This window comes from Limnobaculum zhutongyuii, assembly GCF_004295645.1.
In the GTDB taxonomy this organism is placed as follows: Bacteria; Pseudomonadota; Gammaproteobacteria; order Enterobacterales; family Enterobacteriaceae; genus Limnobaculum; species Limnobaculum zhutongyuii.
The window spans coordinates 996,506-1,022,913 of the sequence record NZ_CP034752.1; the positions used below are offsets into that span (position 1 = coordinate 996,506).

Genomic DNA, 26,408 nt, shown 5'->3' on the forward strand with positions numbered 1-26,408 from the left:
ATTCTAACAAGTTATGTCGCCCGCTAAACAGCAAGTGAATAACCCTAAAGCCTCTGTACCCCGTCATGTTGCTATTATTATGGATGGCAACGGGCGTTGGGCTAAGCAGTTAGGTAAAATGAGAATCTTTGGTCACCAGGAAGGTGCAAAAGCTGTACGCAGAGCTGTGAGTTTCGCCGTTAATAACGGTATTGAAGCACTAACGCTTTATGCATTCAGTAGCGAGAACTGGAATCGCCCACCTCAAGAAGTGACTGCCTTAATGGAGCTTTTTATTCGAGCTCTGGACAAAGAGGTAAAGAGCTTACATAAACATAATGTTCGTTTAAAAATTATCGGTGATACCGGACGTTTTAGTGAACGCTTACAAGGGCGTATTCAGCGCTCTGAGGCGATAACTGAAGCCAATACTGGGCTGACATTAAATATTGCCGCCAATTATGGTGGGCGCTGGGATATTATTCAGGCGGTTCAGCAAATCGCACAACAGGTAAAAAACGGTGATATCGAACCTGATGATATCAGCGAACAGATGGTGAGCCAGCACATCAATTTGTGTGATTTGGCCCCGGTAGATTTAGTGATCAGGACCGGTGGAGAACATCGGATAAGTAATTTTTTGCTGTGGCAGATAGCTTACGCAGAGCTCTATTTTACGGAAGTGCTGTGGCCTGATTTTGATGAACTTGTATTTGAAGGTGCGCTCAATGCATTTGCACAACGCGAACGCCGTTTTGGTGGGACTGAACCCGCGAGTATTTAGGAACTGTAGGAGGTTCTCGTGTTAAAGTCACGCATCATTACCGCGTTGATTCTTATTCCTCTTGTTATTGCAGCATTGTTTATGTTGCCGCCTTTGCCTTTCGCCATTATGACTATTGCGATTTGCATGTTGGCTGCATGGGAGTGGGGACAGTTAGCTGGTATGGGAACACCAGTGCAACGCGTTACACTGGCGGTTATCTGTGGTATTGGTCTGTTTGCGCTATATTGGCCAACCTACATTTCCCCATTGCCCATGCTGTTGCATCCGGCAGTTGAAGGTTTTCTATTGGCTTCGTTGGGCTGGTGGGTTCTGGCACTGCTGATGGTGCTGTTTTATCCGGCTTCTGCACAGTTCTGGAAACATTCCCGTTTTCTGCGTCTGATTTTTGGTGTTCTGACGATAGTGCCATTTTTTTGGGGAATGCTGACATTACGTCAGTATGGTTTTGAAGAAAATAGCTATACTGGAGCCTGGTGGTTACTGTACGTTATGTTCCTGGTCTGGGGAGCTGACTCCGGAGCCTATGCATTTGGGCGTCTGTTCGGCAAACATAAACTGGCACCCAAAGTCTCTCCGGGTAAAACGCTGGAAGGATTAGTGGGTGGGTTAATATCATCTGCACTGCTGGCATGGCTGTTTAGTCTGTATGCACCATTGCATATCTCTTTAAATACGTTATTAATCAGTTCAGTGCTGGCGGTCTTGGCCTCTGTCCTGGGCGACTTAACCGAAAGTATGTTTAAGCGCGAAGCCGGTATTAAAGACAGCGGCAATTTAATTCCAGGTCATGGTGGTGTTCTTGACCGGATTGATAGCCTGACTGCGGCAATCCCGGTTTTTGCCTGTTTGATTTTCCTGGTTTTTAAAGGTTAGACGGAATAGCAATCGCCTATGAATATTGTTGGAACCGTAGCTGCGTTTATTGTCGCGCTGGGTATTTTGGTGACAGTACATGAGTTTGGCCACTTTTGGGTCGCACGCCGCTGTGGAGTAAAGGTTATTCGTTTCTCTATCGGTTTTGGTAAAGCGATATGGCGACGTACTGACAAGCGGGGCACCGAATACGTTGTCGCGATGATTCCACTTGGTGGTTATGTAAAAATGCTGGACGAGCGGGCAGAAGAGGTTGAACCTCAATACCGCAGTCAGGCATTTAATAATAAGACCGTATGCCAACGCGCAGCGATCATTGCTGCCGGTCCAATAGCCAACTTTTTGTTTGCTGTGTTTGCCTACTGGCTGGTGTTTATTATTGGGGTGCCAAGTTTACGTCCGGTAATTGGCGAAGTTGAACCCCAATCTATTGCTGCACAAGCAAATATTTCTGCAGGAATGGAACTAAAAGCCGTTAATGGTATCGAAACGCCTGATTGGGATTCAGTTCGTCTGGCGTTAGTAGGTCAAATCGGCGAAAGCCAAATGGAGCTTACCGTTGCACCATTTGGTACTACACTGGACCAAACCAAAACCGTGAATCTTACCGGTTGGAAGTTTGATCCAGAGAAGCAGGATCCGATAAGAAGCTTGGGTTTTGTACCTAAACTTCCTCAAATAGAACCAGTACTGGATGTGGTTCAACCTGGTTCCGCCTCAGAAAAGGCAGGTTTACAGGCTGGTGACAGACTGGTTAAGATCAACGGTAAAGATTTCGGACAGTGGGCTGAGTTTGTCAAGCTGGTCAGCCAAAGCCCAAATGTTCCTATAGAGTTAGTAATAGAAAGAAATGGCGCGAGCCACTCTTTAGTTCTGACGCCGGAAGCAAAGACATCCGAGGATGGAGCCACTAAAGGCTTCGCCGGGATATCGCCGAAGGTGATACCACTGCCGGATGAGTATAAAATTACTCGTCAGTACAGTGTGTTTACTGCTATTTATCAGGCAAGTGATAAAACATGGCAATTGACTAAATTAACAGTCAAAATGCTGGGTAAATTGATAACGGGTGACGTGCAGTTAAAAAATCTGAGCGGTCCGATATCGATAGCCCAGGGTGCTGGAATCTCAGCAGGATATGGTTTGGTTTATTATCTAATGTTTTTAGCGCTTATCAGCGTTAACTTAGGCATAATCAATCTATTCCCTCTGCCCGTGTTAGACGGGGGGCATCTTGTGTTTTTAGCTATAGAAAAGATAACAGGTAAACCGGTATCTGAAAGAGTTCAGGACTACAGTTATCGTGTTGGGGCAATCTTATTGGTACTGTTGATGGGACTTGCACTTTTCAATGACTTCTCACGCTTTTACGGCTAGAGAATTTGGTTAGGGTTAACAGATTATAACGATGGCGATGAAAAAGTTGCTTCTAGCGTCGCTGCTGTTTGGCAGCGCCACCGCATACGGTGCCGATGGGTTTGTCGTAAAAGACATTCGTTTCGAAGGATTACAGCGCGTTGCCACAGGGGCTGCATTGTTAAATATGCCTGTCCGTGTTGGTGACACTATCGACGATAATGACATCGGGAACACTATCCGAGCCTTATTCGCTTCCGGGAACTTCGAGGATGTGCGAGTACTGCGTGATGGCAGTACCTTGATTGTTCAGGTGAAAGAGCGTCCAACCATTGCAAGCATCACTTTCTCCGGTAATAAATCGGTGAAAGACGACATGCTTAAACAGAACATGGAGTCTTCCGGTGTTCGGGTTGGTGAAGCGCTGGACAGAACCACTCTGAGTTCCATGGAGAAAGGGCTGGAGGATTTTTACTATAGCGTAGGTAAATACAGCGCTTCAGTAAAAGCCGTTGTCACTCCATTACCGCGTAACCGCGTAGATTTAAAATTAGTCTTTACTGAAGGTGCATCAGCCACTATTCAGCAAATCAATATTGTTGGTAACAACGCTTTCTCTACAGAAGAGCTGGTTAGCCGCTTCCAATTGCGCGATGAGGTTCCTTGGTGGAACTTTATTGGCGATCGCAATTATCAGAAACAAAAATTATCAGGTGACCTTGAAGCGTTACGTAGTTTCTATTTGGATCGCGGCTACGCCCGTTTCAATATTGATTCCACCAACGTGAGTCTGACACCGGATAAGAAGAGCATTTATATCACTATCAATGTGACCGAAGGTAAGCAGTACAAACTTTCCGGTGTTGAAGTGAAAGGCAATCTGGCTGGTCGTGGTGCAGAAGTTGAAGAACTGGCGAAAGTGAATCCAGGCGAATTGTACAACGGCAGTAAAGTGACTCAGGTTGAAGACAGCATTAAGAAAATGTTGGGCCGTTATGGCTATGCTTATCCACGGGTAGCTACCCAGCCTGAAATTGATGACAACGCTCAAACCGTTAAGTTACATATCAGCGTTGATGCGGGTAACCGTTTCTACGTGCGTCGTATCCGCTTTGAAGGTAACGATGTCAGTAAAGATTCCGTACTGCGCCGTGAAATGCGTCAGATGGAAGGTGCATGGTTAGGTAACGATCAGGTTGAGCAAGGTAAAGAGCGTTTAAACCGTTTAGGTTATTTTGAAACGGTTGATGTAGAAACCGAGCGTGTTCCGGGGATGCCAGATCAAGTTGATGTGGTGTACAAAGTGAAAGAGCGTAACACCGGTACCTTCAACTTCGGTGTGGGATACGGTACGGAAAGTGGCGTGAGCTTCCAGGTTGGTTTACAGCAAGACAACTGGATGGGAACGGGTAAGAGCGTTGGTATCAACGGTACTAAAAACGATTACCGTACCTATGTTGAGCTGTCAGTCACCGAACCTTACTTTACCGTAGATGGTGTAAGCTTAGGCGGACGGATTTTCTACGATAAATTTAACGCGGATGATGCTGACCTGTCTGATTATAGCAAGAGCAGCTATGGTCTTGGCACTACGCTAGGCTTCCCAATTAATGAGAATAACTCATTACGCTTCGGTCTGGATTATGTACATAACGATCTGACGGATATGCAACCGCAGATTGGTATGTGGCGTTATCTGGAGTCAGTTGGTGAAACACCAAGCCTGAACAGCGATGCTGATTACAAAGCGAATGATTTCTTCTTTACTGCAGGTTGGAGCTATAACAGCCTGAACCGTGGTTATTTCCCAACGTCCGGTAGTCGTGCTGGCGTGAATGGTAAAGTGACTATTCCGGGTTCAGACAACGAGTACTATAAAGTCACCTTTGACAGTGCTACTTACTATCCGATTGATAGTAATGATAAATGGGTTCTGTTGGGACGTTTACGTGCTGGTTACGGCGATGGTCTGGGTGGTAAAGAAATGCCATTCTACGACAACTTCTATGCAGGTGGTTCAAGTACTGTTCGTGGTTTTCGTTCTAATAACATCGGTCCTAAAGCGGTTTATATTCGCGGCTGTTCAACACCAAATACCAGTGCAAACTGCTATTTAGAACGTGACAGCGATGCAGTTGGTGGTAACGCAATGGGCGTTGCCAGCGCAGAGTTTATTTTCCCAACGCCGTTTGTTGACGATAAATATGCTAACTCTCTGCGGACCTCAGTGTTCTTTGATGCCGGTACAGTTTGGGATACCAACTGGAAAAATACCGATGCAACAAGAGCTGCGGGCATTCCGGACTACAGCGAAGCAGGCAATATCCGTACTTCTGCAGGTGTGGCGTTACAGTGGATGTCTCCACTGGGCCCATTAGTGTTCTCCTATGCTAACCCACTGGAGAAGTATGAGGGAGATAGGTCAGAACAGTTCCAGTTCAACATTGGTACCACCTGGTAATCGTTCTGAGTTAGGTAGTAACAAACAGCGAGTTCAACTCGATAGCAATTATAGTAAGGAGTTCAAATTGAAAAAGTGGTTATGTGCTGCAGGTTTAGGTTTAGCTATGGTTGCTTCAGCGGGCGTTCAGGCGGCCGATAAAGTTGCTGTTGTTGATGTGATGAGCATTTTACAAAAGATGCCAGAGCGTGAAGCAGTAGCTAAAAAGCTGGAAAGCGAGTTCAAATCTCGTGCTACGGCTCTGCAATCTGAAGAGAAAGCTGCTCAGGATAAAGTGAAAAAACTGCAAACTAGCGGTGGTTCAATGAAAGCAGCCGATCGTACTAAGCTGGAAAATGATATTAAGGCATTCCAGCAAAAAGCTGCAGCCTTTACTCAGGACAGCCGTCGTCGTGAAGCTGAAGAAATGAACAAGTTAGTTGCTAAAGTTCAGGACGCAGTGAAAACTGTTGCTGAAAAAGATGGTTATTCAGTTGTTGTTAAAGCAGATGCTGCATTCTATGTAAACTCTGATAGCGACATCACTGAAAAAGTTTTAGCGCAGGTAAAATAAGTTATGCACTCCATTCGTTTAGCTGATTTAGCAGAACATTTGGGGGCAGAAATACACGGTGATGGCGATATCGTCATCACCGGTGTTGCATCAATGACATCTGCCAAAAAAGGACAGATCACTTTTCTGTCTAATAGCCGTTATCAGGAACAGCTTTTGACCTGTGAGGCCAGTGCCGTGGTGCTGAGCGAAGAAAATCTTCCTTTCTGTTCACATTTGACTGCGTTAGTTGTGAAGAATCCTTACCTCAGCTACGCACGTATGGCTCAGTTACTGGATACCACACCTTCTCCTGCCCAGGATATTGCGCCAACCGCAGTGATTGCTGAAAGTGCCACATTGGGGCAGAATGTTTCCATTGGTGCGAATGCTGTTATTGAAAGCGGTGTCGTGCTGGGTGATAACGTCGTGATTGGTGCCGGGTGTTTTGTCGGTAAAAACGCACGTATAGGCGCAGGTACTCGCTTGTGGGCTAATGTCACTATTTATCATGAAGTGGTGATTGGTTCAGGTGGTTTAGTTCAATCCGGTACCGTTATTGGCGCAGATGGTTTTGGCTATGCTAATGAGCGTGGAAACTGGATTAAGATCCCTCAGTTAGGAACGGTCAGAATTGGTGATAACGTTGAAATCGGTGCCTGCACAACTATCGATCGTGGTGCGCTGGATGATACGATTATTGGCAATGGTGTGATCATTGATAACCAATGTCAGATTGCGCATAACGTGATAATTGGCGACAATACTGCAGTTGCCGGTGGCGTGATTATGGCGGGCAGTCTGACGATTGGCAAATACTGCCAGATTGGTGGTGCCAGCGTTATTAATGGTCATATGGAAATCTGTGATAAAGCCGTTGTTACCGGAATGGGAATGGTGATGCGCCCCATCACTGAACCGGGAATTTATTCTTCTGGTATTCCACTTCAGAGTAATAAAGAGTGGCGTAAGACAGCAGCTCTGGTGTTAAATATTAACGAAATGAGCAAACGCCTGAAAGCCGTTGAACGGAAAGTTGATGGTAAATAGCTGATATAAGTTTAAGAAAACAGTCGTTATTCCATTGATTTTTATAATTTTATTCGCGGCCTGTTTTATAGTCCTCAAGACTAAAAGCAGGCCGCGTTGTTGATACAATCAGTTTAGTTTTGAAGACAGGATGAGCATTTTGACTACTGACAATCGTACTCTGGATATTGAAGAGATACTGAGCTTACTACCTCATCGTTATCCATTTTTGCTCGTGGACCGGGTATTAGATTTTGATAAAGGTAAATTTTTAAGAGCGATCAAAAACGTCTCTGTAAATGAGCCTTTCTTCCAGGGACATTTTCCCGGTAAGCCGATTTTCCCTGGCGTACTGATTCTGGAAGCAATGGCCCAGGCAACCGGCATTTTAGCGTTTAAGAGCCTTGGTCGTTTAGAACCAGGTGAGCTTTACTATTTTGCAGCTGTTGATAATGCTCGCTTTAAGCGTCCTGTCTTACCTGGGGATCAATTGGTCCTTGAGGTTGAGTTTATTAAAGAGCGCCGTGGTGTAGCTCGCTTCCGTGGTGTCGCTAAAGTTGATGGCGAAATCGCTTGTGAAGCTGACATGATGTGCGCTCGTCGTCGGGAGTCTTAATACTGTGATTGATAACACCGCCTTTATTCACCCAACTTCAATCGTTGAAGAGGGTGCGGTCATCGGAGCTAATGTTCATATTGGCCCGTTTTGCTGGGTTGGTTCTCAGGTCGAAATTGGACCGGGTACCGTACTCAAATCTCATGTTGTGGTTAACGGCGTCACAAAAATTGGTGCAGATAACCAGATTTATCAGTTCGCTTCCGTTGGTGAAGTGAATCAGGATCTGAAATATGCAGGTGAACCAACCCGCGTAGAGATTGGCGATCGCAACCGTATCCGTGAAAGCGTGACTATCCATCGGGGTACCGTACAAGGCGGTGGTTTAACTAAGATCGGTAGCGATAACCTTTTAATGATCAATGCGCATGTTGCTCATGATTGCCGTATCGGTAATCGCTGTATTCTGGCGAATAACGCGACGTTGGCAGGACACGTTGAGATTGATGACTTCGCTATTATTGGCGGCATGACGGCTATTCATCAGTTCTGTGTTATTGGTGCTCACGTTATGGTTGGCGGTTGCTCAGGCGTTGCTCAGGATGTTCCTCCTTACGTTATTGCTCAGGGTAACCATGCCACGCCGTTTGGCGTCAATATTGAAGGTTTGAAGCGTCGTGGTTTTGAGAAAGATGCGCTGCATGCCATTCGTAATGCATATAAGTTGCTTTATCGCAGCGGTAAAACGCTGGATGAAGTGAAACCAGAAATTGAAGAGCTGGCAAAACAACAGCCTGCCGTTCAGCTGTTTGTTGATTTCTTTAGCCGCTCTACTCGCGGCATCATTCGTTAAACTATGCAGTCGCGTCCTCTTACCATTGGATTAGTCGCCGGGGAAACCTCCGGCGATATTCTTGGTGCAGGTCTGATTCGTGCTTTAAAAGACCAATACCCTGATGCACGTTTTGTAGGCGTTGCTGGCCCATTAATGCAAGCCGAAGGCTGTGAAGCCTGGTTTGAAATGGAAGAGCTGGCAGTAATGGGAGTGGTTGAGGTTCTGGAACGTCTTCCCCGATTATTGAAAATCCGCAAAGAACTGACCCAGCGTTTTAGTGAGTTGAAGCCTGATGTATTTGTAGGCATTGATGCACCTGATTTTAATATTACCCTTGAGGGGCGTTTAAAGCAGCGTGGCATTAAAACGATTCACTACGTTAGCCCCTCTGTATGGGCATGGCGCCAGAACAGGGTGTTTAAAATCGGTCGTTCAACCAATCTGGTATTGGCATTTTTGCCGTTTGAAAAAGCTTTCTACGATCGTTATCAGGTTCCCTGCCGTTTTATTGGTCATACCATGGCGGATGCGATGCCATTGGTTCCCGATCGCCATGCAGCCAGAGAGCAGCTAGGCATTGCGGATAACGTTCATTGCCTGGCTTTATTACCGGGCAGTCGTAATGCTGAAGTGGAAATGCTCAGCGCTGATTTTCTGAAAACGGCCATGTTGCTGAGAGAGACCTACCCGGAATTAGAAGTGTTGGTGCCATTGGTTAATGCCAAACGTCGCGAGCAGTTTGAACGAATTAAATCAGAAGTCGCTCCCGAGCTGAAGGTGAGATTACTGGATGGTCAGGCGCGTAGCTCTATGATAGCCAGTGATGCAGCTTTACTGGCTTCCGGCACTGCTGCGCTGGAGTGCATGTTAGCCAAGTGCCCAATGGTGGTTGGTTACCGTATGAAACCGTTTACTTTCTGGTTGGCCAAACGGCTGATCAAAACACCTTATGTATCACTGCCGAATCTACTGGCGGGTAGGGAATTGGTAACGGAATTGCTGCAAGATGATTGTACGCCTGAGAAGCTGGCTACATCACTGACCCCTTTGCTGAATAATGACAATGACCATACCCGAGCTCTGAAGCAGACTTTTACTGAGTTGCATCAGAGTATTCGTTGTGATGCGGACAGTCAGGCAGCGCAGGCTGTTTTAGAGTTGGCGGGTTATCTCCCAACTCAGACAGACGGCAAGGAGCACTAATCCTGATGGCAAAAACTATCATCGTTGATCCCTTTGTTTATCCTGCGGCAAACCGAATTGCCGGCGTTGATGAAGTTGGACGCGGGCCGTTAGTGGGAGCAGTTGTTACTGCCGCTGTCATTCTCGATCCGGCTAATCCCATTGTTGGTTTAGCGGATTCTAAAAAGCTGAGCGAAAAGAAGCGACTTTCTCTGTTCGACGAAATTAAAGATAAAGCGTTAAGCTGGAGTCTGGGACGCGCAGAACCAGAAGAAATCGATCGGTTAAATATTTTGCATGCTACTATGCTGGCTATGCAACGTGCAGTAGCCGGCCTGCATATTCAGCCCGACTTTGTACTGATTGACGGTAACCGTTGCCCTAAATTACCTATGTCTTCACTGGCGGTGGTTAAAGGGGATAGCCGGGTAGCCGAAATAAGTGCTGCATCTATACTGGCTAAAGTGACACGCGATCGTGAAATGACGGAGTTAGATCTGCGTTTTCCACAGTATGGATTTGCTCAACATAAAGGGTATCCTACCGCCCTGCATTTGGAGAAGTTAGCGGAACATGGTGCGACAGAAGAATATCGTCGCAGCTTTGCTCCGGTCAGACGTGCTTTAGGGCTGGAATAAGTCTGCTATGATTTTTCTGATGTATCCTGACAATGTTTGTAATCTGATAGCTGGTATCTGATATGGCTGAACCTCGTTTTATTCATCTGCGTATTCACAGTGACTTCTCCATGATTGATGGATTAGCCAAAGTGGGCCCGTTAGTGAAAAAGGTGGCGGCTCTGGGTATGCCAGCGATGGCGATTACCGATTTTACTAACCTGTGCGGACTGGTTAAGTTTTATGGTTCTGCGCACGGCGCTGGTATTAAACCTATTATCGGTGCAGATTTCCGGGTTCAAAGTGAAACCTTTGGTGATGAGCTAACGGAAATTACCGTTCTGGCAGCTAACAATGAAGGCTATCAGAACCTGACTATGCTGATATCCAAAGCGTATCAACGTGGTTATGTTCAGGGTGGCCCGGTTATCGATCGCGACTGGTTGATAGAATATAAATATGGCCTGATCTTGCTTTCCGGTGCGCGCTTTGGTGATGTCGGACAATCGTTGCTGCGTGGCAATCAGCATTTAGTTGATGAGTGCTTACAGTTTTATCGTACCCACTTCCCGGACAACTACTATCTGGAATTGGTTCGAACCGGAAGAGATGAAGAAGAGGTTTATCTTCATGCTGCTGTCGAACTGGCTACCCGGGAAGGAATTCCGGTTGTTGCTACAAACGATGTTAAATTTATCGATGTCTCTGATTTCGATGCTCATGAAATCCGGGTAGCGATTCATGATGGTTTTACGCTGGATGACCCTAAGCGCCCGAAAAAATACAGTGCTCAGCAATATCTGCGCAGTGAAGAGGAGATGTGTGAACTCTTCTCCGACCTACCTGAAGCGTTGATAAATAGCGTTGAGATTGCTAAACGCTGTAACGTGACCATTCGTTTAGGCGAATATTTCCTGCCGCAATTTCCAACCGGTGAGATGACCACCGAAGATTTTCTGGTTGCCCGTTCCAAAGAGGGGCTGGAAAAACGCCTGGAGTTTTTATATCCCGATCCTGCTCTCAGAGCAGAACGACGTCCTGAATACGATGAGCGTTTGGATATTGAACTGCAGGTTATTAACCAGATGGGATTTCCCGGTTACTTCCTGATAGTGATGGAGTTTATCCAGTGGTCCAAAGATAACGACGTACCCGTTGGGCCTGGTCGTGGCTCTGGTGCGGGGTCTTTGGTGGCTTATGCGCTGGGTATTACCGATCTGGATCCATTGGAATTTGACCTGCTGTTTGAACGTTTCCTTAACCCGGAACGGGTTTCGATGCCTGACTTCGACGTTGACTTCTGTATGGAGAAGCGCGACCGGGTTATTGACCACGTTTCTGAAATGTACGGTCGCGATGCGGTATCACAAATTATTACCTTCGGTACCATGGCGGCAAAAGCGGTTATTCGCGATGTAGGCCGGGTACTGGGGCATCCTTATGGTTTTGTCGATCGCATATCAAAACTGATTCCGATGGACCCGGGCATGACGCTGGAAAAAGCGTTTGCGGCGGAACCTCAGTTGCCAGAACTGTATGAAGCGGATGAAGAGGTTAAGGCGCTAATCGATATGGCGCGCCAGCTGGAAGGGGTAACGCGTAACGCCGGTAAACATGCCGGTGGTGTGGTTATTTCTCCAACCAAAATCACCGATTTCGCCCCGCTATACTGTGATGCGGAAGGGCAATTCCCGGTTACCCAGTTTGATAAAAACGATGTGGAATATGCGGGTCTGGTGAAGTTTGACTTCCTGGGGCTGCGTACACTGACCATTATTGACTGGGCGTTGGGCATGATCAATGCTCGTCGGGCGAAAGCCGGTCAGGAACCTATCGATATCAGTGCTATTCCACTGGCCGACCAAAAAAGTTTCGACATGCTGCAACGATCAGAAACTACCGCGGTATTCCAACTTGAATCCCGCGGTATGAAAGATCTGATCAAACGTCTGAAGCCCGACTGCTTCGAAGATATGATCGCTCTGGTAGCACTGTTCCGCCCGGGGCCTTTGCAATCCGGCATGGTAGATAACTTTATCGACCGTAAGCATGGGCGCGAAGCGATTTCCTACCCTGATATTCAGTGGCAACATGAATCTCTGAAACCGGTACTTGAACCGACCTATGGCATTATCCTGTATCAGGAACAGGTTATGCAGATTGCACAGGTGCTGGCTGGTTATACTCTGGGTGGCGCGGATATGTTGCGCCGCGCAATGGGTAAGAAAAAGCCGGAAGAGATGGCCAAGCAGCGCTCGGTATTTAAAGAGGGTGCAGAGAGGATGGGCATCGACGGCGAACTGTCGATGAAAATCTTTGACCTGGTGGAGAAGTTTGCCGGTTATGGTTTTAACAAATCTCACTCTGCGGCTTATGCATTAGTTTCTTATCAGACACTGTGGTTGAAAGCACACTATCCGGCTGAGTTTATGGCGGCGGTAATGACTGCCGATATGGATAACACTGAGAAAGTAGTAGGCCTGGTAGATGAATGCCTGCGTATGGGGCTAAAAGTGCTACCGCCGGATATCAACAGCGGCCTGTACCATTTCCACGTGAATGATGACGGTGAAATTGTTTACGGTATTGGTGCAATTAAAGGCGTTGGCGAAGGTCCAATAGAAGCTATAATTGAAGCACGGAATCAGGGCGGTTACTTTAAAGAGTTGTTTGACCTGTGCGCCCGCTCTGACACTAAGCGCTTAAACAAGCGGGTGTTGGAAAAGCTGATAATGGCTGGGGCATTCGACCGGTTGGGGCCGCATCGTGCGGCATTGATGCACTCTTTGACCGAAGCCATGAAGGCAGCGGACCAGCATGCTAAAGCAGAAGCGTTGGGGCAGGCCGATATGTTTGGGGTGTTGGCAGAAGAACCCGAGCATGTTGAGAAAGCCTATGCTAATGTGGCACCATGGCCAGAGCAGGTAATATTAGATGGTGAGCGTGAAACGCTGGGTCTCTATCTTACCGGGCACCCAATCACGCAATATCTGAAAGAATTGGAACGCTATACTGGCGGCATTCGTCTGAAAGATATGCACCCGACAGAACGTGGTAAAACCATTGTTGCCGTTGGTTTAGTCGTAGCTGCCAGAGTGATGACCACTAAGCGTGGTAACAGAATTGGTATTTGTACGTTGGATGATCGTTCCGGTCGCCTTGAAGTCATGCTATTCTCTGAGGCACTTGAAAAGTACCAGCATTTGCTGGAAAAAGATCGAATCCTGATAGCGACCGGACAGGTCAGCTTTGATGATTTTAGCGGCGGGCTTAAAATGATGGTCCGCGAATTAATGGACATCAGTGAAGCGCGAGAAAAATATGCTCGCGGACTTGCCATCTCGTTGATGGACAGGCAAATTGATGACCAGCTTTTAAACCGTCTTCGTGAATCGTTGGAACCCCATCGATCGGGGACGATTCCAGTACATCTGTATTACCAGCGGGAAGATGCCCGGGCACGGCTTAAATTTGGTACAGCATGGCGGGTAACGCCAACCGAACGTTTGCTGATAGACCTGAGAACGCTTGTGGGTAATGCTCAGGTAGAATTGGAATTTGACTAAAATAGGAATGCTATGAGTCTGAATTTTCTGGATTTTGAACAGCCGATTGCTGAATTAGAAGCGAAAATCGATTCGCTGAAGGCAATCAGTCTTCAAGACGAAAAATTGGATATTAACCTTGATGAAGAGGTTAAGCGTCTGCATGAGAAAAGCCTTGAACTGACGAATAAAATTTTCTCTGAGCTTGGAGCGTGGCAGATTGCACAGCTTGCCCGTCATCCACGCAGACCTTACACCCTGGATTATATTCAGCATATTTTTACTGACTTTGATGAGTTAGCTGGCGATCGTGCTTATGCTGACGACAAAGCTATCGTTGGTGGCATGGCGCGTCTGGATGGCCGTCCGGTGATGATTATTGGTCACCAAAAAGGCCGCGAAACCAAAGAAAAAATTCGCCGTAACTTCGGCATGCCGGCACCGGAGGGCTATCGTAAAGCGTTACGCCTGATGGAAATGGCTGAGCGTTTTAATCTGCCAATTATCACCTTTATTGATACACCGGGAGCTTATCCGGGTGTTGGTGCAGAAGAGCGTGGCCAGTCAGAAGCGATTGCCCGTAACTTACGTGAAATGTCTCGCCTGAAAGTGCCGGTCATTTGTACCGTTATCGGTGAAGGTGGTTCCGGTGGTGCACTGGCTATTGGTGTTGGTGATAAAGTGAATATGCTGCAATACAGCACCTATTCTGTTATTTCACCGGAAGGCTGTGCCTCTATTCTGTGGAAGAGCGCAGATAAAGCACCTCTGGCGGCTGAAGCTATGGGTATTATCGCCCCCCGCCTGAAAGAGTTGGGTTTGATTGATGCTGTCGTACCTGAACCTCTGGGTGGTGCGCACCGTAATCCGGAAGCGATGGCGGCATCGCTGAAGGCTAAACTGCTGTCAGATCTGTCTGAGCTGGATGAGCTGGATACGGAGTCTTTACAGGACCGCCGTTATCAACGTCTGATGGGCTATGGTTACTGCTGATAGTTGATTCTTGAATAAATAAAAACCCGCGGACTTTATCATTCGCGGGTTTTTTTATTGTCTGAATATTGTTACTTAACCGTGAGGTTAGTTTTTATGACCGATAAACATAGCGATATCGGTGGAGAAGGTGCCATCAGCACCAATGGCAAAATAGCTTTTTACTTCCTGTGAGGCTTCCTGCTGAAAAGCTCTGATGGCATCAATATAGTGTTGTGGCGTACGCATACGTTGCGTCCAACTGCTGAACTCTAACTGTAAACGGTCAGTGGATACTTCACTGAGAGCCAGACCCGATTCATTTATAAATCGGCTCCATTCAGCAAGGCTATAGTCGCGGACATGGGAGCGATCTCTCAGGGCTTCTACCGTTTGCAAGTAGATATCTAAAACCGGATTACCCGGAGAGACAACGTCCATAAACACCACTTTACCACCAGGCTTTAACACCCGATAAACTTCATTTAGCGCCATACTCACATTTTGCCAATGGTGCGCGGAGTAGCGGCTGAGAATAATATCAAAGCTATTCGACTCAAAAGGCAGTGATTCAGCGATACCACAGGCAGTTTGAATATTGGATATTTGACGCTCAGACGCCCCCTTAAGTACCGCATCAAGCATGTCTGTACTCAGGTCATAGGCAATGATGCTGTGAACCAGTGGGGCAGCGGTAAAGCTAACGTGTCCGGCTCCGCAGCCAATATCCAAAACGTTAGCCTGTGATTGTGAATGCAGTATATGGGCTAACTTCTGTAAGTCAGCGCCCTGAGCGTGTACGGTACTGGTCAGGTAGGCATTAGCCTGTTCACCAAACTGCCGCTCTACCAAATCATGATGAGTTTGTTTTTCTGACATTTCGTTGTATATCCTGATGAATGGCCTGATTGATAAGTATGTTTGAGCCACCAGTAGATGTATAGCGGACAGAGCAGAAATAATGAGTGGAAGAAAAGGGCAGGGAAAACGACCTCCCTGCCACAGTCATATCATTCAGTTAGCAGTCTTCCAGTACCACATAGGCAGCATGCACCGGACCGTGAACGCCAAACACTTTGATTAACTCAATGTCGGCTGTGGAGCTTGGGCCGCCAATCAGATTGATACAGGATGGCATCCGTTCGCCCGCCTGCGCCATATGATGAAGGCGTTGAGCCATTTGAGCTACGCGTGGCAGTATAGTGCTTTTACGTAGTACGAAGATGGACGTTTCTGGCAGCAGGCTAACGGAACGGCCTCGCTCTGGTGCAGAAAATAGCACCACACCACCGGATTCAGTCAGACCCGCTTCAGCATAGGCAATACCCACTTTGGCTTTCTCCGCCATGTGGATGTTCTCTTCGCCTTTGTCTGGGTCCCACTCCCAGGCGTCAAACTGCTCTTTTAATGCAGTAGTGATACCTAAATCCGCCAAACGTTGATCGCCGCTGATAATGACTGGCGTACCACCGTATTCGTCGCACAGGGACATAAGATCGCCAATTAACCCCTCAGGACGACTCAATACACACTTTACTTTCTGAGTGCTGGCAAATTCCATAAACTCCTGACAAAGCTCATCCTGAGTTTTATCTGTCAGGCGGGTTTGAGGATAGCTGTTTACCGGCGGCTTACTTTCAGATGGCGTTTTACGCACTTCACGTCCTAACTGATGAGCAATCTCATCCAGAAATGCAGTACGGTTTTGTTGATTAATTAACATGATTACTTATTCCTCTCAGCCTGATGACGCTTAAACCAACTGCGGAACCCTTCGCCGTCTGGCGCCGGTAAGTCACGGGCATCCATCCAGTCGTTGAGTACGTCAATTTTAAGCGACACTTTACCGTCTTTAATCATCCAGTTAGCCATTTTGGCACCCATAGTCATACCCACTTTCCACAGGGCAGGATGGGCGTTAGCGTAATTAAACAAACGAGTGAAACGACGCTCACCTTTTGGTGTCAGGCCAGTTTCTGCCATAACCCGGCGGTGTTTAACGATCAGTTGAGCCAGCGGGATTTTTACCGGGCATACCTGATTACAGGCATTACATAATGAGCAGGCATAAGGCAGGTCGTGGAAATCTTCATAGCCACCCAACAGAGGCGAGATCACTGCGCCAATCGGGCCGGGATAGATAGAACCATAGCCGTGACCACCAATCTGGCGATAAGCCGGACAGGTATTCAGACAGGCTCCGCAACGAATGCAGCGTAGAACATCTTTAAATTCTGAGCCGAGAATTTTTGAGCGGCCATTATCAACGATAACTAAATGGAACTCTTGCGGACCATCAACATGTCCTGCTTCTCGAGGGCCGGTTAACCAGGTGTTATAGCTGGTTAAGCGAGTACCTACTGCGCTGCGACACAACAGTGTAATCAGTACATCAACTTCTTCAAAGGTTGGGGCGATACGCTCCATTCCCATCACGGCAATATGCGTTTTAGGCAGAGTAGTAGCCATACGCAGGTTGCCTTCATTGGTGACCAGACAGATACTACCGGTTTCTGCTACCGCAAAGTTACAACCGCTGATGCCAATATCGGCTTCCAGAAAGTCTTTACGAATGCGTTCGCGGATAAACAGCGTCATGGCTTCTGGTGTTTCAGGGCCATCATATCCCAGTTTTTCATGCAGAACTTTTTGAATCTGATAGCGATCTTTATGGATTGCCGGTACCACAATATGGGATGGCGGATCGTTATCTACCTGAAGAATATATTCACCAAGGTCAGTTTCAACTACCTCAATACCTTCAGCTTGCAATACATGGTTCAGACCAATTTCTTCGGTAACCATGGATTTTGATTTCACCACCTTTTTTGCCTGTTTCTGGCGGGCGATATCGCGAATATAGTCGGTGGCTTCTTCTTTGGTCTTGGCGAAATAAACATGGCCGCCGTTTTCCGTCACTTTTTCTGACAGCTGATACAGATAGGCATCAAGGTTTTCAAGCACATGGTTACGAATTTGCTCTGCGCGATCGCGCCACTCTTCCCAGTGGCCCAATTCGTTAACCATAATCTGGCGGTTGGCGCCGATACGTTCCTGGGCCATTGCTACCGCTTTACGCATGATGGTGTCTTCCATCTCTGCTTTGATGCGCGGTTTAAAATCTATGTTGCTGGTTTTCATCGACATGAGATATCCCCTTAGCGGCTCATTAACACTTCAGCGATATGCATCACTTTTACCGGACGCTTTTCACGTGTCAGTCGTCCACTGATATTTATCAGGCAACTGGTGTCTGCACCAATCAGGTAGTCTGGTTCCACATCCATGATGTGCTGAACTTTTTCTTTCACCATTTCACCGGAAATTTCAGACATCTTGACGGAGAAAGTACCGCCGAAACCACAGCAGGTTTCCTGGTTAACGATTGGCAACAGCTCCAGACCTTCAACATTATTTAGCAGGGCAATAGGCTCATCTTTCACACCAAGCTTACGAAACAGACTGCACGATGGATGGTAAACCGCTTTTCCCGGTAAGCGAGCACCCACATTGACTACGCCAAGTTGGTGGACGATAAAGCTGGTTAAATCCTGCATACGATCGGCAACCGCCTGTGCTCTGGCAGCCCATTCAGGTTCATCAGCCAGATGGGTTGGATAGCTTTTAATGGCATAGGTACAAGAGCCGGCAGGAGACACTATCGGGTAATCATTATCTTCAAAGGCGGAAATCAAAGATTTCATCGCCGGTTTGGCATCATTGACATAGCCGCTGTTGAGCGCCGGTTGGCCACAGCATCCCTGACGTTCAGGAAAAAGCACTTCACATCCCAGCTGTTCCAGCAGCAGTACGCTATCACGAGCCATATTGGCCTTCAGTGCGTCACCGATGCAGGTAACATAAAAATTTACTTTCATACAATAGTCACTCCGAAAACATAGAGATGCATATGGCTGACGGCCGCTTTTCCAGCGATTATCATAATGAGTATTCCGTTAGCGCATCATTTTGGGGCTGATATACCGGCCGCCAGTGTGGTGGCCGGTAACAATCGGGAACGAATTCTATCACTGCCTAAATGTGTTGTATGTGATTTGTATTATGAATAAAACAAATAGTACATAGCACCAATTTTCAGGCCAAGAATAATAATATAAATCGCACAGTACTTAAGGGTCCCTGACATGATGGCACTGCTTTGTCCATCCATTCGGGTTGCTGAAACGGCGATGGCAATACTTTGAGGAGAGATCATTTTGCCACCGGTTGCTCCGGAGGTGTTGGCAGCTGCCAGCAGGATTGGATCAATACCTAACTGAGTTGCGGCGCTGGTCTGTAGTTTGCCAAACAGCACGTTGGAGTTGGTATCACTGCCGGTAACAAAGGTACCCAATGCACCAATCATCGGGGCAATAAAGATATAACCGATGCCGGTGACGTTAACCAGCGTATTGGCGATATCATTAATCATACCGCTGGTGTCCATAACCGTTGCCATCGCAACGATAGCGGTAATGGCAATGATGGAATTTTTCAGCTGTACTACGGTAGCCCAGAGTACGGACAGCATGGTTGACATTCTGGCACCCTGAATCATTCCGCCAATAAAAGTAGCGATAATAATCAGTACGCCAGGGGTGCTTAACCATTCAACTTTCAGCTTCAGAACCTGACTGTCACTAAGCGCATAAGGAATTACGCTGGAAAGTTGCCCTACGCTATTTTTAATAGATGGGAATAGCGGGGAACACAGCAGAATAAACAGGAATGTCAGCAGATAGATGGCGCTGGCACGCATCAGAGCAGAGCGGGAATAGTGCTGCTTCTCAGCTTCTGGCTGTTCGGGTTGTTCTTTTTGCGATGCTTTATGACGTTTTGCCAGGAAAATAGTCACCAGCATACTGACCAGGCTACCCGCAAAAGCCGGTAGTTCAGCGCCAAGATAGGTGGCGACGAAATATTGAGGGATCAGGGTGCTTACGCCACACATCAGCGTAATAAAGAACACACCTTTAATGGCTTTAATACCATTACCGGTAATAGCAACAATGACGAAAGGGAGTAAGATATTGAACAGCGATAATTGTATAATAATCATGCTGCTAAGCTCTCGTACCGGTAATCCTGTTTGTTCTGCCAGAATAGAAACCGGGATACCAACAGCACCAAAGGCGGTAGGTACGGTATTCACTATCAATGAGGCGATCGCTGCTTTTAGCGGGTTAAACCCTAAAGCAATCAGGATACCAATAGGGATAGCTACGGCTGTACCATAACCTGCTGCGGCTTCCAAAAAGCCACCAAAGCACCAGGAAATAAGCAAAATCTGGATACGTTTATCATCACTGATGTTGGCCAGAACGTTTTTTATCACATCCATGCTGCCGGTTTTCAGCATCAGGTTGTAGCTATAAATAGCGCCAAGAATAACAATGATAATTGGCCACAGCCCTTTGGACGCTCCATAAAGTGCTGACATGGAGAGGTTCTGTATTGGTGTTTTCCAGAAGAAGCCGGCAAGAACCAAAGTAATAATTAAAGAAATAATAACCGCATAATGTATAGGGGTTTTTATCTTCAAAATCATTACAATTAACGCGACCAGAGGAATAACTCCTAATATAAAGGAGAGAGATTCAGACATGGCTATACCTTATATTGTGTCTATCGTTTTGATTTAGCCGCGGATTCTAGTAGTTATGGTTTTAGTATTCAGTGAGCTGAATCGTGTTAATAAGAAAAATAACACAAATTGATTATTGTATGATGATTTTCAATATACTGATTTAATTGATTATAATTTTATTATTTGGAATGCTCTGATGCTTAAAGTTGAAAAAATACACCATATAGCAGTCATTTGTGCAGATTATGAGCGTAGTAAGCAGTTTTATTGTCATACATTAGGTTTTCAGTTGTTAGCTGAACACTATCGTGCAGAACGCCAATCATGGAAAGCCGATCTGGCCATTAATGGAAACTATCAGATAGAGCTATTTTCTTTCCCACATCCTCCAGCCAGACCAACTCAACCGGAAGCCTGTGGTTTGAGACATTTAGCTTTTAGCGTGCGGGATTTAGATCTTGCTGTAACCCAACTGGCCGCGGCAGGAGTGAAGTATGAGGCGATTCGTGTCGACCCTTATACCGAAAAACGTTTTACCTTCTTCAACGATCCGGATGGATTGCCGTTAGAACTTTATGAAGAGAGTGAGTAAGTTTCTCGTTATACAATGGTATTTTGATTAACATACGGTATCTCTTTTTACAGGTAACCCTAAATGTCTGATGAAGTACTGTGCGATAAGGTTATACAACAGGTTGATGCAACGCTGAAATATGATGATCACATTCTGGTGGCATTCAGCGGTGGCATTGACTCGACGGTATTACTGCATGTGCTGATGACAATCAAAGAGAAGCTAAGACCAGGGTTAATGTTAAAGGCAGTATATGTACATCATGGCCTGAGCAAGCATGCAGAGGAATGGGCTGAACATTGCCGATTGCAGTGTGAGCAATGGAATATTCCATTACAGGTGGCTTATGTTAGCGTTGATCCTTCTCTGGCAGGTATTGAAGCCGCGGCCAGAGAGGCTCGCTATCAGGCGCTGAACCATCTGTTATCTGATAATGATATTCTGGTAACGGCGCAGCACAGAGACGATCAGTGTGAAACCTTTTTACTGGCACTAAAACGTGGCAGTGGCCCGGCGGGTTTATCTGCCATGCCGGAAAGAATTGCGTTTGGGCGTTGTCAGCAGGTGAGGCCACTGCTTAATGTTTCCCGCCAGCAAATTGAGGCTTACGCCAGAATTCAAAAACTTCGCTGGGTTGATGACGATAGTAATCAGGATGCTCGCTTTGACCGTAATTTTCTGCGTTTAAATGTTTTGCCCGTTCTGGAACAGCGTTGGCCTCAGTTTTCCCGCATGGTGTCTCGCAGTGCCAGCTTATGCGCAGAGCAAGAGCAGTTACTGGATGAGCTTCTCGCACCTGTTCTTTCCCGCTTAGTGGATTCCGATGGTGCTATTGATATTGATGGTTTGTCATCTGTTTCTGATATTCAGCGTCGGGCACTGTTACGTCGTTGGTTGAGCCAACATAAGATGATGATGCCGTCACAGGAACAGCTGGAAAAGTTGTGGTGCGAAGTCGCTCTTAGCCAACAAGATGCAGAGCCAATGCTGAAATTGGGTGAATACCAAATTCGTCGCTATCGACAGCGCTTATATTTATTGCCCGCCATGCAGCCAGTTGATGACATCCAACTGGAGTGGGATGGACAATCAACATTATTACTCCCTGATTCATTAGGCGTGTTGATGCCAGATGAGTCGGGCGAAACGGTTCGTCGTCCAAAAGCGGATGAACGGATTAGCGTGCGTTTTTCAGCACCGGGAAACCTGAACATCCAGATAACAGGTCGTACACATTCCCGCAGTCTGAAAAAGCTTTGGCAGGAACTGGGCGTGCCCGTCTGGTTGCGGCAAAGAACACCACTGCTGTTTTATGATGATAACCTGATTGCCGCATTAGGTGTTTTTGTTACGGTTGAAGGTCAGCGGCAGGGAGACGATGTTGGCTGGAATATCTTGTATCGGAAAAAATCATATTAACGGTCCGGTACTAAATTCATCTACACTATTTTATTGAAAAGCAATGTGGTTTACAGAGGTCAAAATAATGAAAAAAGCGTTATTGTTACTATCCTGCGCATTACTGTTTAGTTTCTCTGTGCAGGCTGCTGGTGATGCTGCTGCGGGTAAAGCTAAATCAGCAAGATGTGCCAGCTGTCACGGCGTTGATGGCAAAATCTCTATCCCAACCTATCCGAACCTTGCCGGGCAAAATGAGGTCTATCTGGATAACTCAATGCATGCCTATAAGAAAGGGGAGAGAACCGGAGGTATGGCGGTGGTTATGGTTGGATATGTACGTAGTCTTTCCGATCAGGATATTGCCGATTTGGCGGCTTATTACGCCAGCTTAGGTGAGAAGTAGTCGATACTCAGGTGAAAATAAAACGGGCCGTGATAACAGGGCCCGTTTTAGATGAATCAGTCCGCCAGACTGATTTCTATTTTACCAATTGTTGGATGGCTAAAATAAACAATGCAATCGAGTCTTAGCTCTCTTTGTTCACCACCGACTTCAACAATCAGATACTCAACCTTTTTGCGCAATAACAAATCGCAGGCTTTCGCCTCCAATTTCTCACCATCTTCTAACTTAATCTCAAGGACTAAATGGTGCTGACAGGCGAGCTCTAAATTATCATAGTCATCACAGTTTATGGGTTGGTACTCTTTTTTAGTCATCACCATAATCACTCACCAGTAAATTAGCGGCAGCATAGGCCGCTTGTTCCCTAACGGCAGACGATAGCGTTTCATCAGCTGCTATATCGTCTAATGTTTTTAATACACATCCTAACGCATCGGATACGTATCCAAGATCGCCGCTGGCTATTTGCGCATATTTACGACGAACGGGTTCGCTGTATTTCTGCATAATCCCTCCTCCTTTGCAGCTAATCTTTGTGTTACAGGCGTTATCTTACAACGCTAAATCAATATCAGAGTTTGCTCATCATTAATTTCAGTGCTGACTATAGCATAGTTGTGATTCTTTATATCAGCTACTTGCGGGTGGTTTAGTGAATAAATTTGTCAAGGTTTACTGACAAAAGAGATGATACTGCTATTGGGTTAACATGGTGATGTTGTAAGAAAAACCGTAAGGTTCATGGCGATCTGAAATGGCAGATAGCCTCCCTTGATTGGATTAACGATGTGTTCCCTTAGCGAATTGGTTACACTAGCCGCCATTTCATTTATTTATACTGGCATTTCTTCATGGCATTAAAAGCAACAATCTACAAAGCGACCGTTAATATTGCGGACATGGATCGTCAGGTTTATTCCGACACGGTGTTAACGCTGGCACAGCATCCGTCAGAAACCGAGCAAAGAATGATGTTACGGCTGCTGGCCTGGATATGTCATGCGAACGAACGCTTATCTTTTACCAAAGGTCTGTGTGCCGATGATGAACCGGAAATCTGGCTGCATAACGATCACAATGGCATTGTTCTGTGGGTTGAGCTGGGTCTGCCGGAAGAGAAACGATTGAGAAAAGCGTGCCATCAATCAGAGCAAGTTGTGCTCTATGCTTACAGTGAACGTGCGGCCAAAGTTTGGTGGCAGCAAAATGAAAGCAAGCTGGTTTCCCACCGTAATTTATTGGTGCGCTTTCTGGATGATGCGCAATTAAAACAACTGACTTCAATGTGTACTCGCAATATGCAATTACAGGCGACCATTCAGGATGGCGCTATCTGGCTGTCAGACAATCAGAATAATGTTGAACTGACATTTGATACCTGGAAAACACTGGGTGAATAAATAATGGGTTTGGTTATTTCGGCTGGTGTCACTATTCCTGATGACGAGATTGTCTTAACGGCAATTCGCGCTCAGGGTGCAGGTGGGCAGCACGTAAATAAAACGTCGACGGCTATTCATCTGAAATTTGATATTCATGCCTCCAGCCTGCCTGAGTTTTATAAACAACGTTTACTGGCCTTGAATAGTCATCTGGTCACCAGTGACGGTGTGGTGATTATTAAGGCGCAAGAGTATCGCAGTCAGGAACAAAATCGTGAAGCGGCATTAGCCCGGTTAACCACATTGATTCAGGAAGCAACCCGATTTCAAAAAGTGCGTAGGGCAACCGCACCGAGCAAAAATGCCAAACGTAAACGGCTGGAGAGTAAAGTTCGGCGGGGTGAAACTAAAAACCTGCGTGGAAAAGTGGATTACTGAAGATAAAAAAGTCCCGCCGTAGCGGGACTTTTTACTGATAACCTATCGTCAATTAAGCAGGCTGTATTTGTGACAGCAGGAACGATACGATTTCATCGCTTTTAATCATTTGCTTATCACCAGCACGACGATGCTTATATTCAACTTCGTTATTGTCCAGGTTACGATCGCCGATAACCACGGTATGTGGTACACCAATCAGTTCCATATCGGCAAACATCACACCAGGGCGCTCTTTACGGTCATCCAGTAGTACATCAACGCCTTTAGCGCGCAGCGTTTCATATAACTGCTCTGCGACTTCCTGAACGCGGAAAGATTTATGCATGTTCATTGGTACGATAACCACAGAGAACGGTGCAATCGCATCTGGCCAAATGATACCGCGCTCATCATGATTTTGTTCAATGGAAGCCGCTACTACACGGGTTACACCGATACCATAACAACCCATCGTCATCGTCAGGTTACGACCATCTTCACCCTGAACAGTTGCCTTCATTGCTTCAGAATATTTAGTACCAAGCTGGAAGATATGACCAACTTCAATACCGCGTTTGATCAGTAAAGTACCTTTGCCGTCCGGGCTTGGGTCACCAATCACGACGTTACGAATATCAGCAACCGTAGCAGGCAGTGGCAGGTCCCGTTCCCAGTTAATGCCGAAGTAGTGTTTATGGTCGATATTAGCACCAGCGCCAAAATCACTCATAACAGCAACAGAACGGTCAACGATCATTGGCACTGGCATCTTGATTGGGCCTAAAGAACCCGGACCTGCACCAATAGCTGCACGAATCTCTTCTTCTGAAGCAAAAGTCAGTGGGCTGGCAACCAGCGGCTGGTTTTGTGCTTTCACTTCGTTCAGTTCATGATCGCCACGAACTAAAAGCGCGATTAGCTTATGACCGCTCTCTTCTGCGGCATGAACCAGCAGCGTTTTGACTGTTTTCTCAACCGGTAAATTAAACTGTTCAACTAACTCATTAATAGTTTTAGCATCAGGCGTATCGACCAGACGCAGTTCTTCTGATGGTGCGGCACGTCCTGTAGATGGCGCTACAGCCTCTGCCAGTTCCATATTAGCGGTGTAGTCTGAATCAGTGGAGAAAACAACATCATCTTCACCACTGCCAGCCAGTACCTGGAATTCATGAGAAGAGCTACCGCCAATAGAGCCGGTATCAGCCAGCACCGGGCGGAAATCCAGTCCCATACGGGTAAAGCTCTTGCTATAGGCGTCGTACATTTTGTCATAGGTTAGTTGCAAGGATTCTTGCGTGGTATGGAACGAGTACGCATCTTTCATGATGAATTCCCGCGAACGCATCACACCAAAGCGTGGGCGAACTTCATCACGGAATTTAGTTTGAATCTGGAAGAAATTCAGCGGTAATTGCTTATAAGAGCTGATCTCATTACGCACCAGATCGGTGATGACTTCTTCATGGGTTGGCCCCAATACAAATGGACGCTCACCTCTGTCGACAAGACGTAACAGTTCCGGACCATATTGCTCCCAGCGACCACTCTCCTGCCATAAGTCGGCGGGTTGAACTACCGGCATGGAGATCTCAATAGCACCGGCGTTGTTCATCTCTTCGCGAATGATAGTTTCAACTTTTCTCAGAACGCGCAGACCGGTAGGCAACCAGGTATAAAGACCTGAAGCCAGTTTACGGATCATCCCGGCGCGGAGCATTAGCTGGTGGCTAATGACTTCAGCGTCAGCAGGTGTCTCTTTCAGAGTAGAGAGCAAATATTGACTAGTACGCATGTTGTAGTGCTTCCATTTAATCTTCAGATAATGGCAGTTTTTCAGCGCTGTTTATCAGTGAAGCGGAATCTGATAAAGCAAACACAGAATAAGCCTGATAAATAAAAAAGTGACTTAGT

The 26,408-nt window shown here is 46.5% G+C and carries 25 protein-coding genes; 17 read left to right on the forward strand and 8 right to left on the reverse strand.

Going from position 1 to position 26,408, the window contains the following annotated elements; genetic code table 11:
* The first annotated feature begins 13 nt into the window (after nt 1-13).
* The 12 genes from ispU to accA all read left to right on the forward strand — a co-directional run bounded on the left by ispU (nt 14) and on the right by accA (nt 14,745).
* Nucleotides 14-763 carry a (2E,6E)-farnesyl-diphosphate-specific ditrans,polycis-undecaprenyl-diphosphate synthase gene (gene ispU, locus EKN56_RS04070; protein WP_130590639.1) on the forward strand — a complete coding sequence of 250 codons (750 nt, stop codon included), beginning with the start codon at nt 14-16 and terminating at the stop codon, nt 761-763.
* 18 nt (nt 764-781) lie between these two features.
* Nucleotides 782-1,639 carry a phosphatidate cytidylyltransferase gene (cdsA, locus tag EKN56_RS04075; protein WP_130590640.1) on the forward strand — a complete coding sequence of 286 codons (858 nt, stop codon included), beginning with the start codon at nt 782-784 and terminating at the stop codon, nt 1,637-1,639.
* An 18-nt stretch (nt 1,640-1,657) separates the two neighbouring features.
* Nucleotides 1,658-3,016, forward strand: a complete 1,359-nt coding sequence (rseP, locus tag EKN56_RS04080) for a sigma E protease regulator RseP (protein WP_130590641.1) — start codon at nt 1,658-1,660, stop codon at nt 3,014-3,016.
* 31 nt (nt 3,017-3,047) lie between these two features.
* Nucleotides 3,048-5,456: an outer membrane protein assembly factor BamA gene (gene bamA / locus EKN56_RS04085; RefSeq protein ID WP_130590642.1), complete on the forward strand. Its 2,409-nt coding sequence runs from the start codon at nt 3,048-3,050 to the stop codon at nt 5,454-5,456.
* Nucleotides 5,457-5,523: 67 nt separating this feature from the next.
* Nucleotides 5,524-6,009: an OmpH family outer membrane protein gene (locus tag EKN56_RS04090; RefSeq protein ID WP_168189603.1), complete on the forward strand. Its 486-nt coding sequence runs from the start codon at nt 5,524-5,526 to the stop codon at nt 6,007-6,009.
* A 3-nt stretch (nt 6,010-6,012) separates the two neighbouring features.
* Nucleotides 6,013-7,038 carry a UDP-3-O-(3-hydroxymyristoyl)glucosamine N-acyltransferase gene (gene lpxD / locus EKN56_RS04095; RefSeq protein WP_130590644.1) on the forward strand — a complete coding sequence of 342 codons (1,026 nt, stop codon included), beginning with the start codon at nt 6,013-6,015 and terminating at the stop codon, nt 7,036-7,038.
* Nucleotides 7,039-7,168: 130 nt separating this feature from the next.
* Nucleotides 7,169-7,633, forward strand: a complete 465-nt coding sequence (fabZ, locus tag EKN56_RS04100; RefSeq protein WP_179038269.1) for a 3-hydroxyacyl-ACP dehydratase FabZ — start codon at nt 7,169-7,171, stop codon at nt 7,631-7,633.
* A 4-nt stretch (nt 7,634-7,637) separates the two neighbouring features.
* Nucleotides 7,638-8,426 (forward strand): acyl-ACP--UDP-N-acetylglucosamine O-acyltransferase, encoded by a 789-nt coding sequence (lpxA, locus tag EKN56_RS04105; RefSeq protein WP_130590645.1) that lies wholly within the window; start codon nt 7,638-7,640, stop codon nt 8,424-8,426.
* A gap of 3 nt (nt 8,427-8,429) precedes the next feature.
* Nucleotides 8,430-9,611 carry a lipid-A-disaccharide synthase gene (gene lpxB / locus EKN56_RS04110; RefSeq protein WP_130590646.1) on the forward strand — a complete coding sequence of 394 codons (1,182 nt, stop codon included), beginning with the start codon at nt 8,430-8,432 and terminating at the stop codon, nt 9,609-9,611.
* Nucleotides 9,612-9,631: 20 nt separating this feature from the next.
* Complete coding sequence (gene rnhB, locus EKN56_RS04115) at nt 9,632-10,228, forward strand: ribonuclease HII (RefSeq protein WP_130593593.1); 597 nt, start codon at nt 9,632-9,634, stop codon at nt 10,226-10,228.
* A 62-nt stretch (nt 10,229-10,290) separates the two neighbouring features.
* Nucleotides 10,291-13,773 (forward strand): DNA polymerase III subunit alpha, encoded by a 3,483-nt coding sequence (dnaE, locus tag EKN56_RS04120; RefSeq protein WP_130590647.1) that lies wholly within the window; start codon nt 10,291-10,293, stop codon nt 13,771-13,773.
* A gap of 12 nt (nt 13,774-13,785) precedes the next feature.
* Nucleotides 13,786-14,745, forward strand: a complete 960-nt coding sequence (gene accA / locus EKN56_RS04125; protein ID WP_130590648.1) for an acetyl-CoA carboxylase carboxyl transferase subunit alpha — start codon at nt 13,786-13,788, stop codon at nt 14,743-14,745.
* Between the two features lie 87 nt (nt 14,746-14,832).
* Here the strand turns inward: accA and EKN56_RS04130 are convergent, their stop codons facing one another.
* The 5 genes from EKN56_RS04130 to EKN56_RS04150 all read right to left on the reverse strand — a co-directional run bounded on the left by EKN56_RS04130 (nt 14,833) and on the right by EKN56_RS04150 (nt 20,329).
* Nucleotides 14,833-15,603 (reverse strand): class I SAM-dependent methyltransferase, encoded by a 771-nt coding sequence (locus EKN56_RS04130; protein ID WP_130590649.1) that lies wholly within the window; start codon nt 15,601-15,603, stop codon nt 14,833-14,835.
* A gap of 139 nt (nt 15,604-15,742) precedes the next feature.
* The gene (locus EKN56_RS04135; RefSeq protein WP_130590650.1) at nt 15,743-16,447 is read right to left on the reverse strand and encodes a LutC/YkgG family protein; all 705 of its coding nucleotides are present in this window, start codon (nt 16,445-16,447) and stop codon (nt 15,743-15,745) included.
* A gap of 2 nt (nt 16,448-16,449) precedes the next feature.
* Nucleotides 16,450-17,871, reverse strand: coding sequence for a LutB/LldF family L-lactate oxidation iron-sulfur protein (locus EKN56_RS04140; protein ID WP_130590651.1), 1,422 nt, complete (start codon nt 17,869-17,871; stop codon nt 16,450-16,452).
* 11 nt (nt 17,872-17,882) lie between these two features.
* Complete coding sequence (locus EKN56_RS04145; protein WP_130590652.1) at nt 17,883-18,602, reverse strand: (Fe-S)-binding protein; 720 nt, start codon at nt 18,600-18,602, stop codon at nt 17,883-17,885.
* A gap of 182 nt (nt 18,603-18,784) precedes the next feature.
* Nucleotides 18,785-20,329, reverse strand: a complete 1,545-nt coding sequence (locus tag EKN56_RS04150; protein WP_130590653.1) for an L-lactate permease — start codon at nt 20,327-20,329, stop codon at nt 18,785-18,787.
* A gap of 178 nt (nt 20,330-20,507) precedes the next feature.
* On the opposite strand from EKN56_RS04150, the gene EKN56_RS04155 reads away from it, so the two are divergent.
* From EKN56_RS04155 to EKN56_RS04165, 3 genes are all read left to right on the forward strand, one after another.
* Complete coding sequence (locus EKN56_RS04155) at nt 20,508-20,903, forward strand: VOC family protein (protein ID WP_130590654.1); 396 nt, start codon at nt 20,508-20,510, stop codon at nt 20,901-20,903.
* A 63-nt stretch (nt 20,904-20,966) separates the two neighbouring features.
* Nucleotides 20,967-22,304 (forward strand): tRNA lysidine(34) synthetase TilS, encoded by a 1,338-nt coding sequence (tilS, locus tag EKN56_RS04160; RefSeq protein ID WP_130590655.1) that lies wholly within the window; start codon nt 20,967-20,969, stop codon nt 22,302-22,304.
* A gap of 67 nt (nt 22,305-22,371) precedes the next feature.
* The gene (locus EKN56_RS04165) at nt 22,372-22,689 is read left to right on the forward strand and encodes a c-type cytochrome (RefSeq protein ID WP_130590656.1); all 318 of its coding nucleotides are present in this window, start codon (nt 22,372-22,374) and stop codon (nt 22,687-22,689) included.
* Nucleotides 22,690-22,745: 56 nt separating this feature from the next.
* On the opposite strand, the gene rof is transcribed toward EKN56_RS04165, so the two are convergent.
* Both rof and EKN56_RS04175 read right to left on the reverse strand, forming a co-directional pair.
* Nucleotides 22,746-23,006 carry a Rho-binding antiterminator gene (gene rof / locus EKN56_RS04170; RefSeq protein WP_130593594.1) on the reverse strand — a complete coding sequence of 87 codons (261 nt, stop codon included), beginning with the start codon at nt 23,004-23,006 and terminating at the stop codon, nt 22,746-22,748.
* Nucleotides 22,999-23,199: a YaeP family protein gene (locus EKN56_RS04175; RefSeq protein ID WP_108901554.1), complete on the reverse strand. Its 201-nt coding sequence runs from the start codon at nt 23,197-23,199 to the stop codon at nt 22,999-23,001. The genes rof and EKN56_RS04175 overlap by 8 nt, the downstream gene beginning before the upstream one ends.
* Before the next feature lie 344 nt (nt 23,200-23,543).
* On the opposite strand from EKN56_RS04175, the gene EKN56_RS04180 reads away from it, so the two are divergent.
* A complete protein-coding gene (locus EKN56_RS04180) occupies nt 23,544-24,092 on the forward strand; it encodes a YaeQ family protein (protein WP_130590657.1) in 549 nt (182 codons plus the stop codon).
* Nucleotides 24,093-24,095: 3 nt separating this feature from the next.
* Nucleotides 24,096-24,512: an alternative ribosome rescue aminoacyl-tRNA hydrolase ArfB gene (gene arfB / locus EKN56_RS04185; protein ID WP_130590658.1), complete on the forward strand. Its 417-nt coding sequence runs from the start codon at nt 24,096-24,098 to the stop codon at nt 24,510-24,512.
* A 52-nt stretch (nt 24,513-24,564) separates the two neighbouring features.
* Here arfB and proS read toward each other — a convergent pair whose 3' ends face one another.
* Nucleotides 24,565-26,289 (reverse strand): proline--tRNA ligase, encoded by a 1,725-nt coding sequence (gene proS, locus EKN56_RS04190; RefSeq protein WP_130590659.1) that lies wholly within the window; start codon nt 26,287-26,289, stop codon nt 24,565-24,567.
* Between the last annotated feature and the right edge of the window lie 119 nt (nt 26,290-26,408).

Coding starts and splice junctions, on each gene's coding strand:
- ispU (WP_130590639.1), top strand. CDS start 14: ATGTCGCCCGCTAAACAGCAAGTGAATAACCCTAAAGCCTCTGTACCC.
- rseP (WP_130590641.1), top strand. CDS start 1,658: ATGAATATTGTTGGAACCGTAGCTGCGTTTATTGTCGCGCTGGGTATT.
- bamA (WP_130590642.1), top strand. CDS start 3,048: ATGGCGATGAAAAAGTTGCTTCTAGCGTCGCTGCTGTTTGGCAGCGCC.
- lpxD (WP_130590644.1), top strand. CDS start 6,013: ATGCACTCCATTCGTTTAGCTGATTTAGCAGAACATTTGGGGGCAGAA.
- fabZ (WP_179038269.1), top strand. CDS start 7,169: ATGAGCATTTTGACTACTGACAATCGTACTCTGGATATTGAAGAGATA.
- lpxB (WP_130590646.1), top strand. CDS start 8,430: ATGCAGTCGCGTCCTCTTACCATTGGATTAGTCGCCGGGGAAACCTCC.
- dnaE (WP_130590647.1), top strand. CDS start 10,291: ATGGCTGAACCTCGTTTTATTCATCTGCGTATTCACAGTGACTTCTCC.
- accA (WP_130590648.1), top strand. CDS start 13,786: ATGAGTCTGAATTTTCTGGATTTTGAACAGCCGATTGCTGAATTAGAA.
- EKN56_RS04130 (WP_130590649.1), bottom strand. CDS start 15,603: ATGTCAGAAAAACAAACTCATCATGATTTGGTAGAGCGGCAGTTTGGT.
- EKN56_RS04135 (WP_130590650.1), bottom strand. CDS start 16,447: ATGTTAATTAATCAACAAAACCGTACTGCATTTCTGGATGAGATTGCT.
- EKN56_RS04140 (WP_130590651.1), bottom strand. CDS start 17,871: ATGTCGATGAAAACCAGCAACATAGATTTTAAACCGCGCATCAAAGCA.
- EKN56_RS04145 (WP_130590652.1), bottom strand. CDS start 18,602: ATGAAAGTAAATTTTTATGTTACCTGCATCGGTGACGCACTGAAGGCC.
- EKN56_RS04150 (WP_130590653.1), bottom strand. CDS start 20,329: ATGTCTGAATCTCTCTCCTTTATATTAGGAGTTATTCCTCTGGTCGCG.
- EKN56_RS04155 (WP_130590654.1), top strand. CDS start 20,508: ATGCTTAAAGTTGAAAAAATACACCATATAGCAGTCATTTGTGCAGAT.
- tilS (WP_130590655.1), top strand. CDS start 20,967: ATGTCTGATGAAGTACTGTGCGATAAGGTTATACAACAGGTTGATGCA.
- EKN56_RS04165 (WP_130590656.1), top strand. CDS start 22,372: ATGAAAAAAGCGTTATTGTTACTATCCTGCGCATTACTGTTTAGTTTC.
- rof (WP_130593594.1), bottom strand. CDS start 23,006: ATGACTAAAAAAGAGTACCAACCCATAAACTGTGATGACTATGATAAT.
- EKN56_RS04175 (WP_108901554.1), bottom strand. CDS start 23,199: ATGCAGAAATACAGCGAACCCGTTCGTCGTAAATATGCGCAAATAGCC.
- EKN56_RS04180 (WP_130590657.1), top strand. CDS start 23,544: ATGGCATTAAAAGCAACAATCTACAAAGCGACCGTTAATATTGCGGAC.
- arfB (WP_130590658.1), top strand. CDS start 24,096: ATGGGTTTGGTTATTTCGGCTGGTGTCACTATTCCTGATGACGAGATT.
- proS (WP_130590659.1), bottom strand. CDS start 26,289: ATGCGTACTAGTCAATATTTGCTCTCTACTCTGAAAGAGACACCTGCT.